This window comes from Sphingomonas sp. CCH5-D11 (assembly GCF_001557395.1).
Taxonomy (GTDB): Bacteria; Pseudomonadota; Alphaproteobacteria; order Sphingomonadales; family Sphingomonadaceae; genus Sphingomonas.
Window position 1 is genome coordinate 1 of the sequence record NZ_LSKH01000149.1, and the last position, 16521, is coordinate 16521.

Sequence of the window (16521 nt, forward strand, 5' to 3'; positions counted from 1 at the left end):
CGTCGGTCGCCTCGTCGCTCGGATCGATGCACCAGCATTTGCCGGCGTGGCGGATGTCGATCAGCCGGTCGGATTTGTTGTCGATCCCGAAGGTGTAGCCGTGACGCTGGTCTAAGCCGGCGACGGTGACGTCGGTCGTTTTGGCCTTGATCGTGACGACGGGCGCGACCGCGGGGGTCAGCAGCACGGTATCGCGCGGCGTTTGCGCCTGTGGGACCAGCGCGGGTGCGGGCGGCTTGCCGAGCGACGGCATCTTCGGGATCGGCACGAGGCCGTTCACCGCGTCCTGCGCCATGTCGGCCGCCATTGCGGTCGCCATGAAGATGGCGGTGCGCGCGAGATCCTGGGCGATGGCTTCGCGGTGCGGCTCGGTCAGCGTCGGCAGGAGGTGGCAGAGTTTGGTGTCGAGCGCGAAGGCGACGGGCTCGGCGTTGGGATCGATGCACATGATCGTGACCTTTCGGCAAAATGCCCGGACCCCATGTCCAGGATGCCGATCCGGTCCCTCTCTCCTTCCGGCGCAGCCGGTGCCGGCATCGGCGCGGGGCGATGCCGTGTCGTTCAGCGAGGCGGTCGCGGATGTCGCATGAGGCGCTTCCTGGCGCTCGACAGGTGATCGATCGAGCGTTGCAGGAAGAAGGCGTGCGCGCTGTCGGATTCGAGTGAGCCCAACCGGTTTTCGAGCGTCTTGATGCGGTGGTCGATCGCGTCGATCGTCAGCATGATGTCGTCGAACGAGAGCGCGACGACGGTCTGCGGATAGGGATAGGGCAGCGCCGGCGCGACGAAGGCGAGGAAATGGGGCTGCACGGGCAAATGGTGCAGGAGGGCGGTCGCGACCGCGCGGCGGATCTGGGAGGCGCCGTGGACGAGTTCTGCTAGCAGCACGTCCATCGCCATCGGGCGGACGATGCGCAGTGCGCCGGGGTCTAGGGTGACGGCGATCGGATCGGTCGAGGCGAGACCGATGACGCCCTCCGACAGGATGGCGAGAACGTCGCCTTCCTCGATGCAGGGACCGTCATCGAGACAGGCGTCATGCGCGGCTTCGCTGGTGTCGAAATAATGGACGCGGTACATGCGCTGGTCCTTTCTCGCTGGGATCAGGAATATTGCGGGCGACGCGCGGGAAACCGCGCGGGCGGGAGGCCGGAGAAGCTGAAGGCGCGGAAGCGTCCGCCGGTGTAGGCGGCCGAATCCACCGGCGGGCGATGCCGCTGCAGGCGGTCGAGCAGGCGATTGGCGCGGCGCATCGCCGCGACCGCGGCCTTGTCATGGTAATGGAGGGCGATCACGCGGACGAAGGTGCCGGTATCGTACCGTAGGGTAGGCAGGGTGGCGTCTACGAGAGAACACCCCACTGCCCCCCTCCGAACCGGACGTGCAACTTTCACTGCATCCGGCTCTCCGCTCCGGGCACTGTAGAACGAAAGTCCGGCAGCTTCCCTGCATGAAGGAGTTGATGACAGGGCGCGCAAAGCGGCCTCGTCTTCCGGGCCCGTTCGGCGTGAAGCCTCCGGAACACCGGCCCATCCCTCATGCGACGCACGGGGTTGCTGTGGTGAAGATGGAACGGTCCATCGGTGCCGCCACATGCGGAGCATGCTTGGGCGAGCACTCGGTCAGTCAGGTTGGTCCTGCTTAACCGAAGAGCTTCCGTGCGAGGCGTGTTGTCGACCGACGGCCAGAACACCGGCCTACGATCGAGTTCCGCCAGTCGCCAAACCGCGATCCTCCTCTCATCCCTCCCAACGCCGATACGCACTACGTACCTGCCCGGGCCAACCCTGAGGCGCCGGAGCGAAGCCATTAGGCTTGTCCGATGCTTGTGCGCGAGCGTCTTGAACAGACTACCGCGCCAGAGAAACTCGAGCTTGTTGAGTGCGCCTTTCACATCCACGGCCAAGGCATAGTAATTTGCAAAGCCGCGAAGTTCGGCGTTGTAGACCTTGACGATCTCCGCATCATCCATGTGAAGCAGGCCCGGACGGTGCACAGCCCGTCCCAAGTCGAACTGACCATAGCCGTGCCTCTGGCTGAACGATTGCACCTTGTCGCGCGGGACCAGCAACTGAATTTGATCCGTCACCGTCCGCTTGACTGCGACGATGCCCGTCCGTGCCCGTTGTTTGACGAGCCGGTCGGACGCCGTGCGAGTGCGCACGTCGTAGCCAAGGAACCTTGCTCCCTTCCGAGCCTCGCGGATCCCGCTTTTCAACGGGGACGTTCGGAGCTCAAGCTCGCTCGCGAGGAAGCCCTCGATGGCGGCCTTGATCTCTTCGGCCTCGGCCCGGCTGCCGATAACCCCCAGAAGGAAGTCGTCGGCGTACCGGACGTAGCGAAGGCGTCGAAAGTCTGGATCGAACGGGTCCGTCGCGGGTAGCTTGCGCATCGCCGCGAGCGTCTCCTTTATTCGGTCCAGCCATGGTTGGATTTCATCAACCTGCCCTTTGTCACGCAGCGCAGCCACGCGCTTCCGGGCGTACTCGGAACGGCGCTGAAGGTGCCTGTATTCCGCCGATTTGCGACGTTGGGCACCCTTGTCGAAGCCAGCGACGAGCCCTTCCACATAATGGTCAAGCTCGTGCAGGTAGACGTTCGCGAGCAGAGGCGAGACGATGCCTCCTTGCGGCGTGCCACTATAGGTTTCGTGGAAACGCTGCTGCTCCAGATACCCTGCCTTCAGCATCGCACTGATGAGAGCGGTAAACCGCCTATCATCAATGCGACGTTCAAGCAGGCTCAACAATTTCTCGTGAGAGATGTTGTCGAAGTATCCTTCGACATCGACTTCGATCAGCCACTTCACGCCCTTCCATGTCTTGCGGACATGGTCGAGCGCCGTGTGACACGACCGCCCCCGTCGAAAGCCGTGTGACCGATCAGAGAAGATCGGTTCATAGACTTCGTTCAGGATCATCCTGACCACTTCCTGCACCAGTCGGTCGGTTGCAGTCGGGATGCCGAGCGGTCTTGTTTTACCGTTGGTCTTGGGGATGTGGACGCGCCTGACCGGCTGCGGGCGATACGTGCCCGCCGAGAGTTGCGCGATCACCGCATCGATCCGGCTTTCGTCGAGATCGGTTACGGCCTCACGGTCGATGCCGGGGGTCTCTGCCCCACGGTTCTGTTGGATGCGGCCCAAAGCTTCCACCCACAAGGAGCGGGATAGCAGCAGTCGGAACACACCGTTCACACGTTTGCCGGTCAAGGCAATCGTTCCAAGTGATTCCAGCCTTTTCAAGGCGGCACAGGGTTGCATCAGCAGACCTCCGCCCTGGTTCGATGCTGGATCGAAGCTGCCGCACTTCCCCCGCTCGGTTGCGCTTTCGCTCGGGTCACCCCGAACTTATACGGCCGACCGTCCCTCACCGAGGCAAGGGCTGTCCCGGCAATTACGCCGGGTGTTCGGGTAATATTGCGGCTCCGCCGCCATACAGGTCGATAACTCGACCAGCTACAGGCGGTCCCGTAGTTACGCGTGAAAGGAGATAAGCTAACGGTCTTAGGTGGCCTTTTCATCTCTAGTCCTCCGAAGGAGGTCACGCCGACAAGGTTGGCCGGTCAAGTCGATGGTACGGACTTGGCCGCTTCTCGGGTCCGAGCTGGTAGAGTGGACCCGACGCGTCGGTGCGGGGTTTCAGTCGCTTTCCTCGCCGCCAAGGGTTTAGGCCGCGAGAGATTGGGCTTCACGCAGTGTAGCGTTCACCATAACCGTCTTGCCCTGACCCGTTGCTTCAATGCGACTATTCACTTTGGGCCTTTTCCGAGCATGCTATGGTCCCGTTCTCCTTTCGAAGTTTCAGCCCGAGGGCACCGGTAAGCTCGGTGGGCAGATGCCATTGCCAACAAGCATCACGTCATCAGACGCACTCCTTTCTCGCGCCACAACGGCGCACACCAGCCCCCCTCCTCGGGGCCACCCCACTCACGGTCGATTTCGTAGAAGGCGAGGATGCTGCGCATTGGGTTAACTCCGGTTGTCACCGGGTCGGATGATCCTCCCGGTTCACAACAGCCGGTCCGCCTTCCCCTTCCTCAGACGTCCGGTGCGTCGTCGGGACGCTGGTGGCGCAGCGCACGCGCGAGCGCCCGCTTGCGGGCGGTCGCCGCGGCGCGCGACGGATAGGCGCCCGAGAGGCGCGAGGGGTGCGAAAGGCTGTTGTCGAACACGACCCACCCCGTTGCGGTATGGGCGACGTGCATGCCGTCGCTGCGCGAGGGCGCGGTCATGACGGCCGCGCCCGCCTGACCGCGGCCTCGGCCGTGAGCTGGCCGGCAAGGGCGTTGCGATCCGAGGCGATCCGGCTGTCGGGCGCAGCCACGACTTCGGCCGCGCGGGTCAGCAGAGCCGCGAGGTCGGTGTCCGACATCGGCGCCGGTTTGGTCGCGGATCGCGCGGGTTCTTCCCCAGCCTTGTCGAGCATGAGCACGAGGATCGAGGGCTTGATGTCCTCGTCGAGCGGGCGACTGTCGGCGACGAACCTGCCGCCACGCGTGATCGCGAACGCGATGAAGGTGGGTGATACCCCGTTATCGGCGTTGGGGATCGTGGTGCCGCGATCGTGGAACTGGATGTCGATGAAACGCGGCGGGCCACCATAAGTCTTTTCGAGAAAGCAGAAGGTCACGCGGCGACCCTCGCTGGTCTTCGCCGTGATCGTGAACGCGCCGTCAGGCACGTCGATGGGCTTGTGCGGCACGTCGTTGTAACCGGCGAAGCCCGCGGCGATCGCGTCGTCGCGCGTCATGACGGGGAGATCGGTGATATCGGCCATGTCGGGACTCCTTGATGATGGGGATCAGGCGGCGCGTTTGACCGTGATGAGGTCGGCGAAGCGGTCACGGACCGCGCAGGCATCGGGATAGAGGTTGGCGAGACCGTGCCGAGCGAGGATCGGCGCGCGCGAAGCGGCGACGACACCGGCCTCCTCGATGGTGGGGACGCGCGGTGGCCAGCCTCTGACGTAGCGAAGGTCGGGCGGCATCGCGCTTTCGAGCCGTCGCCGTTCGGCCGCATCGGCCTTGGCAACGGTAATCCGGTTCCTCAAATTACCTGGTATGTGGCGCGGTGCGACGTCGGCGAGCCAGCGCGCGGGCTGGAACGAGAAGGTCGAGGTCGCCTCGAGGTCGACCAGGTGAAGCAGCGCGGGACGATTTGCCGGTGCCGAAGCCGATGCCTGGGCGTCGCCGAGCGACTGGAGGACGCAGAAGCGGCACGACAGTCGCGACGACTGGTAACAGGTGTAGGCGACGTGCAGCGGGATGCCGAGCGTATCGTGCGCGGCGAAGACCTGTGGTGTCGTCCAGTGCGCGATCGGGTTCCACAGCATCATCGCGGTGCCGTGGGGATTGCCGGCAGCGGCGTAGCGCGCGTCTGCTTTCCATTCGGGTGTGCGTGACCGAGCGATGCTCTCGTCGCGGCGCAGTCCCAGCACGTTGATGATAGTCTGGCCGCGCAGCAGTCTGGCGAGGTGCGGCCCGATGACATGGGCCTTCATCTCTGAGGTGCAGAAGCGCAGCGCCGAGGATGACCAGGGACCGATCAGATTATAGGTTTCGAGTGCCTCGTAGCGCGCCTTGCCGTTGGCAAAGCGCGTGGCCCAGCGGTCGAACAGGTCGCCGGCGTTGCGCCGGACGATCGTCAGCGGGACGCCGGCGTGGGCCGCGAGATCCTCGACCGTCGCGGGCGTTTCGTCCCATTCGGCACGGCCGAGGTCGGCGTGAATGGCGATACGCCGCTCGCGCGGATGGCCGAGCGCATCGAGGATCAGGTTGACCGCGAACATCGCGGCCGAGCTGTCCTTGCCGCCCGAGAGGTTGAAGACGATCCATGCGCCGCGTTCGACCGCGTCGAGGATGGCGGGCGGCAGGGCGAGGGCCGGAAGGCCGGCGACCAGGCCGCGTCCGATGTCGATGAACATGGCCGTTCAGGCCGCGAGCGGTGCCGGCAGCGCCAGCCACTCGGGTTCGTCGTTGGCGATGACCGGATCGTGTGCGCGGGCCTCGGCTTTCGAGAACACGGTCGCGCTGGCGAGTGCCCCGAAGCCGTCGTCGTTGTTCCAGAAGACGGCGTGGCCGTTCTGGTCGCGCGAGGCGAGCACGAAACCGAAGCGACCCTCGTGACCATGGGTGTCGGGATCGGCTGCGGCGCTGCGCGCGGCGCGGTCGAGGATGTCCTGGGTGCTGTGGAACGTCAGCCCCGCGTCGGTAATGATGACGCAGCCGCCTCCGAACTCGCCGGGGCGCAGCCGGTCGCAGTCGGAGATCCATGCGAACCCGCAGGGGAGCGCGGACTTGCAAGCGCGGAAGATGAGCTGGGCGACCTGTTCGACGCCGAATTGATCGCCGCTGAAGAATACGCGCGCGTTCCCGTCTTCGCCTTTCCAGTCGATGTCGATCGCGCAGTCGAGATAAGGGAAATGCCAATCGTCGAATATCTCGAGGAAGCTTTCGAACTTCATCGGCCCCTTCGCCGGGAACACGGCGTGGAACGCGGGATCGAGCGCGTCATATTCGTGGGCGAGGTCGGCATCGTCGCCGTTGGTGTCGAGGATATCGACTGCCTGTTCGGCAATGGTCAGCAACGCCGCGTCGGCGTGGCTCATGGTCAGCGTGAACGCGGCCTTGGTGTAGGTGTTCGCCATGGGAATGCTCCGAAATGATGGGAAATCGCTCTGTGCGGTCGCGCTCAGGCGTCCGCGGCCTCGGCGAGACGCGCGTTGGCGGCCGCGGCCTCGGCGGGGTAAGCCTGCGTGAGATTGCCGTGCAGGACCGCGAAATCCGGGATCGGGAAAAGACCGTTCGGCCCGGGCCGGGTAATCAGCAGCGCGCTGATGACGGCATCGGCCGGATCGGCATGGACGATGGTGGGCGTCTCGCCGTTATACTCGACCGGCGCGGTGAAGCCCGCCTCGCGCCAGGTGGCGAGTCCCTCCTCGACGCGTGTCGCATAGTCGGCGACGGCCTCGTCGAGCTCGTTCTCGATATGGAGGACGAGTTCGACATAGCGACCGAAATCGTGTCGGTTGGACAGGCCGGCGAGGCGGCATCCCGGGGGCGGCGGGCCGTAGCGTGCGATCAGCGCGGACTTGTAGACCGCGATTTCGAGGCGGTTGAGGCTGTCGAAGTTGGGCGACTGGCCGAGTTGCGCGCAATCCTCCTCGGCGGGACCGGCACCGAGATCGATAAAATATGGCATGGGGCTCTCCGTCGATCGTCATTGATCGACGCGCCCCATCCCCCTCCCCTTTCTTGTCGGGTACTCAGTCGCCGAAGAAGCGGCGCTTGATGGCGATCTGCGCCTCGCCATCGGACTGGCCGAGGGTCATCAGCCGGTCGGTCTCGAGCGTGATCGCGAGATCGGCGGGAAGATCGGCCCAGCGTGAGGCGATGGTGACCGCGGCGGCCGCTGTGGTCAGCTCGCCGGGGTGCGCGCCATGCCATGCGACGGTTTCGTCCTCACCCGTGAGATGCGGGTGCGGGCGCAGCACCTGGACGAAGAAGGTGCCAAGCGGGCGGTCCCACCCGATGCTGACGCTGGTGCCGGGTTCGATACCGGGAAACTGGTGGCGGCTCATGGCGATCCTTTCAGGGTCAGTGCAGCGAGATCCACTCGGCGTGCCAGGGGCGCGGGTGCGGGTAGAAGCGAAGAACGCCTGGGACATCGGTTTCGCCGCTGGCGAGGCGTTCTTCCAGCCAGAGGATGTAGAGCGCGGCGTCGGCGAGATCGCCGGCGAGCAGATCGTCGAGCATCGCGGCCTCGCGCGCGGTCTGTTCGTCGAGCGCGGACCAGTCCAGCGCATCGAGGAAACGGTCGCGTCGATCGGTGTAGCGCGCGATGCGGGCAGCGTCGGCCCGGACGCTGGCGATGGCGAGATGGATATCCACGGGCGGTGCTCCTTCCGGCATGTCGGTGACATGCCGCCCGCTCCCGCTCCCCTTCCCTCGCGCCGCTGGCGCGGGGATCATGCCGCGAGGATTTCGCGGATCGCGTCGCTCCGGCGCGGATAGGCAAGCCGGGGCAGATCGCGCGCGGTGCGCCGGGCGTCGCGCGTCAGCTCGAAGCAATAGGTGAACAGCGGGCTTTGCCGGTGCGGGCGGAGCAGATTGTCGGCACGGAGCCGCGCGAGCCAGTCGGCGGGGTGTTCGTGCGCCTCCGGCCTCGGCGCACCGAGCCGCACCAGCTGGTCGATCGCCCCGGCATGGCCGGATTCGAGGTTGCGGATCTTCGACAGCGTTCTCTCCGAGATCATCTCGCCGGCGATGCGCAGCACCGTCCGCGGCCTCGTGCGGCCGCGATAGGCGCCCGACAGCGCGGCATAGACGACGCCGCAATGGCCGAAGGCGGGATCGGAGAAGCTGACGACAGCGTCGATCCGGGGCTTGGCGAGGCGCAGGAGGCGGAAGGCGCGCGACGTGAAGAAGCTTTCGCCGTTCGCGGCGACCGAGGGCAGGCAGATGAGCCGTTGCAGTACGCAGCCCCGAGCGGGATCGGCATAGCCGGTGTGCCGGGTGATGACCGCGCCGGTCGCCGGCACGCCGAACACGATGAGACCGACCAACGCGGATCTGCCCGGGTCGCCCGGACCGAACAGCCCGCAGGCGAGCTGGGCGGCGGGATAGCGCGGGAGGTAATGATGGTCGGCGAGGAATGCGCGGGCAGTATCATGGGCGACGACATCGACGGCGTAGCGGCGCGGGTCGATCACGCTGTCGCCGGCAACGAACAAGCTGCGCCGGTCGCGCCAGCGCTGGGAGCGGTCGGTGAGCATGGTTACCTCCGTCAGGCCGCGTCGGCGTAGATCTCGGCCGCCCAGGTCTCGATCCATCCGGTGGTGATCTCATCGTGATCGAGGTCGCCGCTCTCGATCAGGGCGCGGATCTCGGCGCGAGCCTGCGCGATCGCGCGTTCCCAGGGGTCGGCGGTTGGTGGCGGTGGAGTAGACGCCGCGGCCTCGGGCAGGTGTCGCGGTGTTTCGAGCGTTCGCGCGCATTGCGTGTGATACCAGCGTTCCATGAAGTCGGCGCCGAGCGCGTCGGTCTTGGCGATGCGATGCCTGAGCGCGTGCTGTCGCACGCCTACGCCCCATCCCTGGCTGTCTATCGAGGCGATCCAGCGTGCGAACGGCGTGAGGTACGGCAGGGCATCGCCTTTCACCCCGAAGAGGTGCGCCTTGACGCCGATCGGCAGGATGCGGGTCAGCCGCTCGACGACGGCGATCAGCCCTTCGGGACCGTGGATCGGTCGCCGGCACATGCTGCCGATGCCGACGACGGTGCCGGGCAGGATCAGACCGCCGATCGCGTCGAGTGAACGGACGTAGTCGTCGGGCACGCGGCCCTGCAGCACGGGCACCAGCCGGTCGCGGATGGCCAAGTCGTCGGCGCGGGCAAAGCATTCTCGGTTGGTGGCGGTGGTGCGCGCGATGCGGTCGAGCACTTCCTCGCGGTCGTGGGCAACGCCCTCTTCGCAGAAGTAATCGACCGACGAGATGCGTCGGAACGGCCATGACGCGGCGAGCGCCATGTAATCGGCGATGCTCCAGGGAAGCCCGCCATAGCGGACCATCATGGTGTAACCGGCGGAATCGAGGTCGACGCTGGCGAGCGGTCGCGCGTTGGCGAGCGTTCCGGTGCGCCATCCCGACCACTCGCGCCAGCCATCGGCCTTGCGCCAGCGCGACAGACAATTGGCCGAGATCAGCACCGGTGCTTGCAGCGCGACCGCGCGCTGAAGGATAGGCCCGTTTGCGAGATGCGGCAGGCCGAGGATGATCTCGATCGTCATCGTCTAGCGGCCAGCTAGCTGATAGCTGTCGGCCATTCCGACAATACGCATCACAGATCCTCGCGCAGCATGAGCGTGAGAACACGGCGCGTGATGCTGGCGTCGGCGGGGTCTTCCGATCCCCATTCCAGCGCCACGTCATAATAATCGATACGGAAGTGTATCGTCTCGCCTGACAGCTCGAACTGGCCGCGATCGCGCTCGGGACAGTCGGCGGGGAAAGTGTAGCGGCGCAGCGCCTGCAGGACATGCGCCTGGGCGACGGCTTCCGAGGCGAGCGTGCCGTTCGACAGCGCGCCGAGGCACGCGCGGGTCATGACGATCTTCGCGGTGCGGTCGAACCCCTGGCGGCAACGGTCGTTGAGCCTGGCCACGGCTTCGAGGCGCGTTTCGGTGGCGGTCAAAATCATGTGACGATCCTCCGTTGGGTCGATAGCGATGGTGGCGGGGACTTCAGGCGGCGAGCGCGTCGCTTTGTCCCCGGCCTCGTTCGGGAAAGGCCGCATGGAAGCGGTCGAGCCAGTCGCCCATCGTCGGGCGCTCGCCGAGCGGGATGACCGCCGCGACGTCCTGGAACCGTATGAGGTCGAGTGGCGCATCGCGGATGATGCGGTCGATCTCGTCGGCCGGCAGGAGGTGTTCGTCGCGGATGAAGGCGGTCATCGATCCGGGGCGCGCGCGGGTCGATCTGCGCCACAGGCCCTCGACCGTGTGCAGCCGCGGGGCTGCGCGTGCCTCGACCAGCACGATGAGCCGCAGGCACCATTGCGGGAGGCCGCGGATTTCGTCCGGATGATTGGCGATGCACAGCACGCCGATTTGGGGGGCACCGGCAGACCCTCGGCCTGGATGCGGGCGACGCAGTCGGGCCGGTCCCATCGCCATTCGCGCAAGGGATATTGGCAGTCGTACAGCGGATCGTCGATCGACAGCGCATGGTTGGCGCGCGCGGTGTCGCGCGGACCGGCGTCATAGCCGATCAGGCGGACGACGCGCTGCCCGCGCGCCCATGCGTCGACCGCTGGTTGCCAGGTCGACAGGAATTTGTCCTGCGGCGCCTTCTTGTATTTGAGGCTGCATTAGGTCTAGATCGACCTGTCTTATTCGCCTCGCAAAGCCACTATTTCCACCATTCCCAATCCCCCTCCCCTTCCAAGACGCCCGATTAGGTCGGGACCGCCTTCAGACAGCGGAGGGATCGTGCAGTTCAGCCCTGGTGCGGATTGGGACGGGTCGGCGTATCCGATCGAGTTCCTGCACGAGTTGAGCGTTGCGGCGTTCAAGCCGTTCTGCGCGCTGCTCGGCTTCCACGGCGCGCTTCAGCAGACTGGCGTTATGTGTCGCGAGCGCGACGTTGCAGGCTTCCGCACCACGAAGAGCCGCGCGTGTGCGATCCGCTTTCGCGACAGTCCCTTCTGTGGCTTGGGCACGCTGCGCCTGAAGTTCCCGTAGAGCGCCAAGAATGCCGGCATGGTGGGTATAGATGATATTGCGGCCGACCCCAGCAGCTCGTGCGAGCGCGGCGACCGTGGGCGCAGTGGATGCGTTGTTGGCGAAGGCGCCAAGAGCTTCGCGCAGACGGGCATCGGTCCTAGCCATGCGGCGGGCTTGCGGAGTGGATAGGTCAGGTTCGGACGCCATTGGCATTTCCTTCGTCGAGCTGGTCAAGAATGCGACGCGTTTCCTGGATGCGGGCTTCGGCAAGCGCGCGGCTCTCCGCATCGAGATCTTCCCGCTGGGTCAGCATGGTGTTACGTTCGAGCCGCGCCTCCCACACGTGTCTGTGCCGGTCGGTTACGGCGAAGTTGGCACAGGTCGAACAGGTGCTTTGGGTGCGAAGCACCGGGTTCGGCTCGCACTCGCCGCCGAGGCAAGCGGAGGTTTCGCGGCGGTATAGGCAGAAACCCCAGTCGCAGACGCCAAGGCGCATATCCGTTTCGGCCAGGATCTTGGTGATATAGACATCGATGTCGCCCGATCGCGTGCGCCCACGGAACGGTGATCGTTCGGAAAGCATGATCCCCGCCTTGCCTGCAACATGCGGAGCCAGGAGCAGGTCTTCGAGCGCCTTGCGGGTTTCTTCCGCGGTTTGGTCGTCGATCAGCTCGGCAAGCTCGAAGTCGGTGCCGACATAGGCTCGGTCAGTCATCGCGCGGTGAACGTGGCCGAGGTGGCGTTGCAACGCTGTCAGGCCGGTGCGGTCACGCCGACCAATGAACCGCGAGAACGTCTTACGCCCCTGGTAAGTTGTCAGGTGCCAGGTGCCGCCTTGATGTTCCGGCAAGGCGAGGAATGGCGCAAGCCGCTCATTCAAGCGAAAGTTGACGATGGGTGGCCGCAGTCGCGCGATAGGCATCGACGTCGGCAGTGGCGAGCGTCCCCTGCCGAGTTGGTGAAGCCAAAGCCTCTTCTCGCCGCTGAGTTCACGAAGCGGAGCCGAGAGACGCTCGAGGATGTGAATCGCCCGTTGAACCGGCTCAGGTGCGAGCCATCGATGGATGTCTCCGTGCTCCGTCAGCGACGTCTTCGTGATCGTGCCGACCAGATAGACGTGCTCCTCTCCGTTGTCGTCGTCCGCGTGGCGCTCGAGACAGCCCTTTTCAAGCCTTAGGATCTCTGAAGCTCTCGCGCCAACAAGATAGGCGATTACGACGAAGCAGGCATCGCCAAGCCGGTCGAGCATGAACGCCAGGCGGCGCAGCGGCCATTCGGGATGTGCATACCGATCCGCGCAGGGACAGGGTTCGTCCAGCATGGCCCGTCTGATATGCCAGTGGAGCCCTCGTCCCTTGTGGCGCGGTCGGAGCTGGTCATAGAGATCTTCAAGATGGTCGCGCAGCGCGAGTATCTTGTCCGCCGTATCGCCGAGCAGCTCGATAGCCCCGCTGATTAGCGGCACGGCGATTTCGTCGGGGGTGAAAGGATGGCCAACATTGGGTTTCCAGTGACGCTTCCCGAGCGATGCGGCGCGAGGGGGTGGCGCCGCGGGCGCGTCATCCAACTTAACGCGCTGCATGTGGAAGGTTCGGATCGAGCCTAGATGGCCTTCGGCAGTGCTGAGCGAAAGCAACTCGCCATTCCTGCCGCGACGAGCGCAAAGCATCGCGACGAACCGATCAACTGTTGCTTCATCGAGATCCGTAAAGCATCGGACATTCTCCGCCGCCATCCATCGAACGAGGAAGCGGATGTGACTGAAGTGGCCTCGAATTGTGTTCTCTCGAAGTGGCATCCGGCCTTCAGGCGGATCGTGCAGCAGCGAAAGTAGGAACAGTTCCGCCGCGCGGCGAAGCGGCGTCCACTGATCGTCGCTGAACCGGCTTTCATCCGGCATTTCGAAGTGCCAGTTAAACGACATCGCGGCGGACACGTCTTCGTTTCCGGGCGATGGCGGCGGGGTCGGGGCGAGCGAAGATGTCGGGACGGAGGCCATATTGCTATTCCAGATCCGGCAGCGGCGGCAGAAAGGGAATGAGCCGGTCCGCGTCTGGCATCATCTCAAGCGGGAACGCCGAAAGCAGATCTTGCGTCAACACCTGAAGACTCGGCGCGTAGAAGAGGCCAAACCGGATTGGGTCGATACGCTCACGGGCTGATTCAAGATGCCGGATGGCCTGCACAATCCGTGCGAGATGATCTGGGTTGATCGGGACAATCAAGCCCGGACAGGTAAGGCAGCCACCCAGTTTCGCGCACACGTGGCCGGGGCGCGCATGCCCATCGTCGGTTGGACGAAGACAGTCGTGGCCGAACAGCACCGTCACCGGCGCGCCGGTACTTGGCTCTTTATCTTGCGGGGGATCCGAGCCTGACTCGCCGCGCACCCATGTGATCATCAGCGACTGGAGTCGGCCGATCGTATCGCGTTCGAGGCGGCGAACGGCCTCGCCGTCGACGTAGATATCTGTCGTAGCGATACTAACATGGTTGAGGACCGACTTGGCCGCCATGATGTCGCCCTGCGACGCGGTATAGTGGGCGCTCGCCATGCTGCTGCGGAACAGCTTGGGCGAGAAGTCGGGAAGAAACGGCCGGCGCTTATCGGGATGAGCTTGGTTCCATAAGGCGATGGCGGCGTTCTGGCGCTCGTAGAACCGCAGCATTGCCCAACGCAACGTGGCCTGCGCGATCTGGCCGGCGTTATGCTCGCGTTCGTTGCGGCCGGTCGTCATGAGGAAGCGGTGCAGGAACAGCCGGTCGCGCTGGGACCGCTGCACGTGCGGCAACAGAGGCGCCGTCATCGCAAGAAGCTTTTCTATCAGACGAGGCGCTGCATGGGGACGGCGATTGTCAAACGAGCGCCGCTGCATGCGCTTCACCTTTCCGCCCGCGCGGGGTTTCGTCCATTCGACCATGATGCGATGCCGTTCGAGCGGATGGGCTACAAGGCAGTCGCGCTTGATCTGACGCAGTGGCCCGACATTGGCCGCCGTCTGAATCAGCAGCGCGATGTAGAACGCCGTCAGAGCATCGGTCGTTATATGAAGATAGCCCTCGATCGATGCGATCCGATGAGCTTTCGGCAGTCCCTTCGAATTGAAACCTAGGCGCCGCATACCATTGCCGCCCGGAGACAGACCATCGTTGGCCCGGTGGAGCCGCCATATCCATCGGTCCAATCCTTCTCCGCGCCACGAAGGTCGTGGCGGCAGCTCGGGCAGGGCTATGACGGCTTGGCCATACTGGAACTTGTCCCAGGCCGCATCGATCGCCGCATAGCAGGCTGCCAGCACCGACCGCATCTGGGCGGGCGTTAACCGCTTCTGTGGCAGTCGCTGGCTGCCGGCGAGCGGGATGGCATTGTTCGGCACCGAGAGGTTGGGTGCGAACAGGCCCGGATTGTCCGCGATCGCGCGATTTAGGATCGGTCTGACCATACCGAGCTGGCCCGCTTGCGACTTTAAGCTGCGCCTGCGTCCATTGGCGGGCTTCGCCAGCCAGGTGATGAATCGGCGTATCGTTGCCGTATCGAGGTCGGCCGCGCACCCGACCTGCGCGTCTTCACCCAGGAACCTCCCGAACACGCGCAGCGCGAACCAGCGAGAAGTACGGGTGGCGGCGCTGGATGCCACGTCATGATCGCGGAAGGCCTGGGCGATAGCTGCGCTAATGTCGTCCGGCATTCCGAACAGCGCTGGATCGAAGCGCTGGACGATCTCGCCCCATTCGTCGCGGAACTGGACGTCCGCGACATCCGCCGGATGGTCTGCCGGCACCGAATCGAGCCGCAGCGTCCGATCGAGGCGGCTCCTAGCCATCGGCGGGGATCAGCTCGCCATAGAGATAGGCAAGGCTCTCGCTCAGGTCGCGCTCGTGGAGCTCGACGCAGCGCAAATAGATCGCCGTGGTCGCGATCGAGGCGTGGCCGAGCAGCACCTGCACGACCTTGAGCGGGTTTAGATCGGGATTAGTGCGGACCTGCACCTGAAGGCGGGCGAGCATTGCCATTGCAAAGGTATGGCGCAGCCAGTGCAACGTGCCGTGAAGCCCTGAGGCCGCGAACGCTTCCGCGAACTGCGCCGTTAGGAGCGTGCGAGTCATGCCACGGCCATGTTGGTTCAGCAGGAGATTGGATGGTGCGCGGTAGCCCCGGTTGGCACGGCGGGCGCGGCGAACGATCCAGGCACGATCCTCGCCGATATACCAATGGGTATGATCCAGCAGCCGAAGCGGCGGGTAAACTGTCCTTGGCCGGTCGCCTTTGGTGATATGCAGCGGCACGCCGACCAGCGGGTCGCTGGCGAGGCCGAGCGGCCAGCTATCGGGGATCTGGTCCGCGGCGAGCGCGCAAAGCTCTTTGCGGCGCAGGCCCGCTCCGAGCGCCCATTGCGCAGCAAGGCGCGCTGTGGGCCTGAGATGCGCGAACAGCGCCGCCAGTTCGGCGGCGCGCAGCGGCCGCGGCAGCCTTTCGGGCCGGGAGACGATTAGTGCGTTAACCTGGCGCCGCTGCAATCCGGGACGATAGGCACCGTCGAGCATCAGCGTCATCTTCTCAGTCAATCGGAACGGGCAATGGTCGATCAGTCCCCGATCGAGCGCCCAACCGTAGAAGCGGCAGACAGTGGAGACGCGCGCGTTGATCGTGGTCCGGGCATAAGGCCGCCCGGTATGCGTGCTAGCTTGTTCCAGCATCCGGTTGCGATAGGCGGCGATCACACGCTCGTCCGCCTCGCGCCATTCGATCCCAGATTGCTCGAGCGCGTCGAACCAGTCGTGTAGATGCTCACCGTAAGTCCGGACGGTTTCCGATGCCTGCGCGCGACCACTGAGTTCGGCATGCTCCATGAGCCAGACGAAGGCCGGCTCGATGATCGCCATTTTCGCGTCAAACAAAATCGGGAAGCCGACGGGAATGTCCGGCACACCCACTAAGGCCCGAATGATCGATACCATATTGCCGGATCCCCTCGCGCTGGGGTTGCGGCGAACCATACCGCCATTTCGGAGCAGGCCTGCAGAGGGTTCGGCGGATCGGTACCTATCCGGGGTGTATCGCTTTTACGCGGGCTGTTCGACTCAACCATCGATGGTCGAAGCAAACGAGCTGACCCGCTACGGTGCGGGCGTCGGGAACCGGCCGCTAAAAGGATTCGCCCCAGAAGCAGTCATAGCCGAGGCAAGTTGCCATCGCGCAAGCGGACGTTTTGAGCCGAGGTTTTGACACCCGAAAGCCTTTTGTAAACGCTCGCGCTAAATGGCGGCGTTCTGATCGCGCTATTTGTCAGTTGCCG

18 protein-coding genes and 1 pseudogene are annotated in these 16521 nt (G+C 64.9%); 1 reads left to right on the forward strand and 18 read right to left on the reverse strand.

The window, feature by feature from the left end; all coding sequences use genetic code 11:
* The 15 genes and pseudogenes from AX702_RS09540 to AX702_RS09610 form a co-directional block, all read right to left on the reverse strand.
* Positions 1-448, reverse strand: a 448-nt coding sequence (locus tag AX702_RS09540; RefSeq protein WP_197420545.1) for a hypothetical protein, incomplete at its 3' end; no start/stop codon positions are given.
* A gap of 113 nt (positions 449-561) precedes the next feature.
* Positions 562-1080: a hypothetical protein gene (locus AX702_RS09545; RefSeq protein ID WP_024310585.1), complete on the reverse strand. Its 519-nt coding sequence runs from the start codon at positions 1078-1080 to the stop codon at positions 562-564.
* Between the two features lie 23 nt (positions 1081-1103).
* Entirely contained in the window at positions 1104-1361 is a 258-nt protein-coding gene (locus AX702_RS09550) for a hypothetical protein (protein WP_156444631.1), read from the reverse strand.
* Positions 1362-1390: 29 nt separating this feature from the next.
* Entirely contained in the window at positions 1391-3211 is a 1821-nt protein-coding gene (locus AX702_RS09555) for a reverse transcriptase domain-containing protein (RefSeq protein ID WP_231729953.1), read from the reverse strand.
* Positions 3212-4038: 827 nt separating this feature from the next.
* A complete protein-coding gene (locus AX702_RS09560; protein WP_024310583.1) occupies positions 4039-4233 on the reverse strand; it encodes a hypothetical protein in 195 nt (64 codons plus the stop codon).
* Positions 4230-4778: a hypothetical protein gene (locus tag AX702_RS09565; protein WP_066778817.1), complete on the reverse strand. Its 549-nt coding sequence runs from the start codon at positions 4776-4778 to the stop codon at positions 4230-4232. The genes AX702_RS09560 and AX702_RS09565 overlap by 4 nt, the downstream gene beginning before the upstream one ends.
* Before the next feature lie 24 nt (positions 4779-4802).
* Positions 4803-5924: a phosphoadenosine phosphosulfate reductase domain-containing protein gene (locus AX702_RS09570; RefSeq protein ID WP_037447334.1), complete on the reverse strand. Its 1122-nt coding sequence runs from the start codon at positions 5922-5924 to the stop codon at positions 4803-4805.
* A gap of 6 nt (positions 5925-5930) precedes the next feature.
* Positions 5931-6587: a hypothetical protein gene (locus tag AX702_RS09575; RefSeq protein ID WP_231731804.1), complete on the reverse strand. Its 657-nt coding sequence runs from the start codon at positions 6585-6587 to the stop codon at positions 5931-5933.
* Between the two features lie 104 nt (positions 6588-6691).
* A complete protein-coding gene (locus AX702_RS09580; protein WP_010409093.1) occupies positions 6692-7201 on the reverse strand; it encodes a hypothetical protein in 510 nt (169 codons plus the stop codon).
* 64 nt (positions 7202-7265) lie between these two features.
* Complete coding sequence (locus AX702_RS09585; RefSeq protein WP_010409090.1) at positions 7266-7580, reverse strand: hypothetical protein; 315 nt, start codon at positions 7578-7580, stop codon at positions 7266-7268.
* A 16-nt stretch (positions 7581-7596) separates the two neighbouring features.
* Positions 7597-7890, reverse strand: a complete 294-nt coding sequence (locus AX702_RS09590) for a hypothetical protein (protein WP_066778823.1) — start codon at positions 7888-7890, stop codon at positions 7597-7599.
* Positions 7891-7967: 77 nt separating this feature from the next.
* Positions 7968-8774, reverse strand: coding sequence for a Mom family adenine methylcarbamoylation protein (locus AX702_RS09595; RefSeq protein ID WP_037447341.1), 807 nt, complete (start codon positions 8772-8774; stop codon positions 7968-7970).
* An 11-nt stretch (positions 8775-8785) separates the two neighbouring features.
* A complete protein-coding gene (locus AX702_RS09600) occupies positions 8786-9790 on the reverse strand; it encodes a deazapurine DNA modification protein DpdA family protein (protein ID WP_066778819.1) in 1005 nt (334 codons plus the stop codon).
* A 50-nt stretch (positions 9791-9840) separates the two neighbouring features.
* The gene (locus AX702_RS09605) at positions 9841-10200 is read right to left on the reverse strand and encodes a DUF3768 domain-containing protein (RefSeq protein WP_010409079.1); all 360 of its coding nucleotides are present in this window, start codon (positions 10198-10200) and stop codon (positions 9841-9843) included.
* A 43-nt stretch (positions 10201-10243) separates the two neighbouring features.
* Positions 10244-10869: pseudogene (locus tag AX702_RS09610) on the reverse strand (hypothetical protein); the annotation flags it as partial.
* 121 nt (positions 10870-10990) lie between these two features.
* Here AX702_RS09610 and AX702_RS22865 point away from each other — a divergent pair.
* Positions 10991-11242, forward strand: a complete 252-nt coding sequence (locus AX702_RS22865) for a hypothetical protein (protein ID WP_066760051.1) — start codon at positions 10991-10993, stop codon at positions 11240-11242.
* A gap of 172 nt (positions 11243-11414) precedes the next feature.
* On the opposite strand, the gene AX702_RS09620 is transcribed toward AX702_RS22865, so the two are convergent.
* From AX702_RS09620 to AX702_RS09630, 3 genes are all read right to left on the reverse strand, one after another.
* Positions 11415-13160, reverse strand: a complete 1746-nt coding sequence (locus AX702_RS09620; RefSeq protein ID WP_231729968.1) for an integrase — start codon at positions 13158-13160, stop codon at positions 11415-11417.
* Between the two features lie 67 nt (positions 13161-13227).
* Complete coding sequence (locus AX702_RS09625; protein WP_066760053.1) at positions 13228-15048, reverse strand: site-specific integrase; 1821 nt, start codon at positions 15046-15048, stop codon at positions 13228-13230.
* Positions 15041-16183 carry a tyrosine-type recombinase/integrase gene (locus tag AX702_RS09630; RefSeq protein WP_066760054.1) on the reverse strand — a complete coding sequence of 381 codons (1143 nt, stop codon included), beginning with the start codon at positions 16181-16183 and terminating at the stop codon, positions 15041-15043. The genes AX702_RS09625 and AX702_RS09630 overlap by 8 nt, the downstream gene beginning before the upstream one ends.
* Positions 16184-16521: the final 338 nt, after the last annotated feature.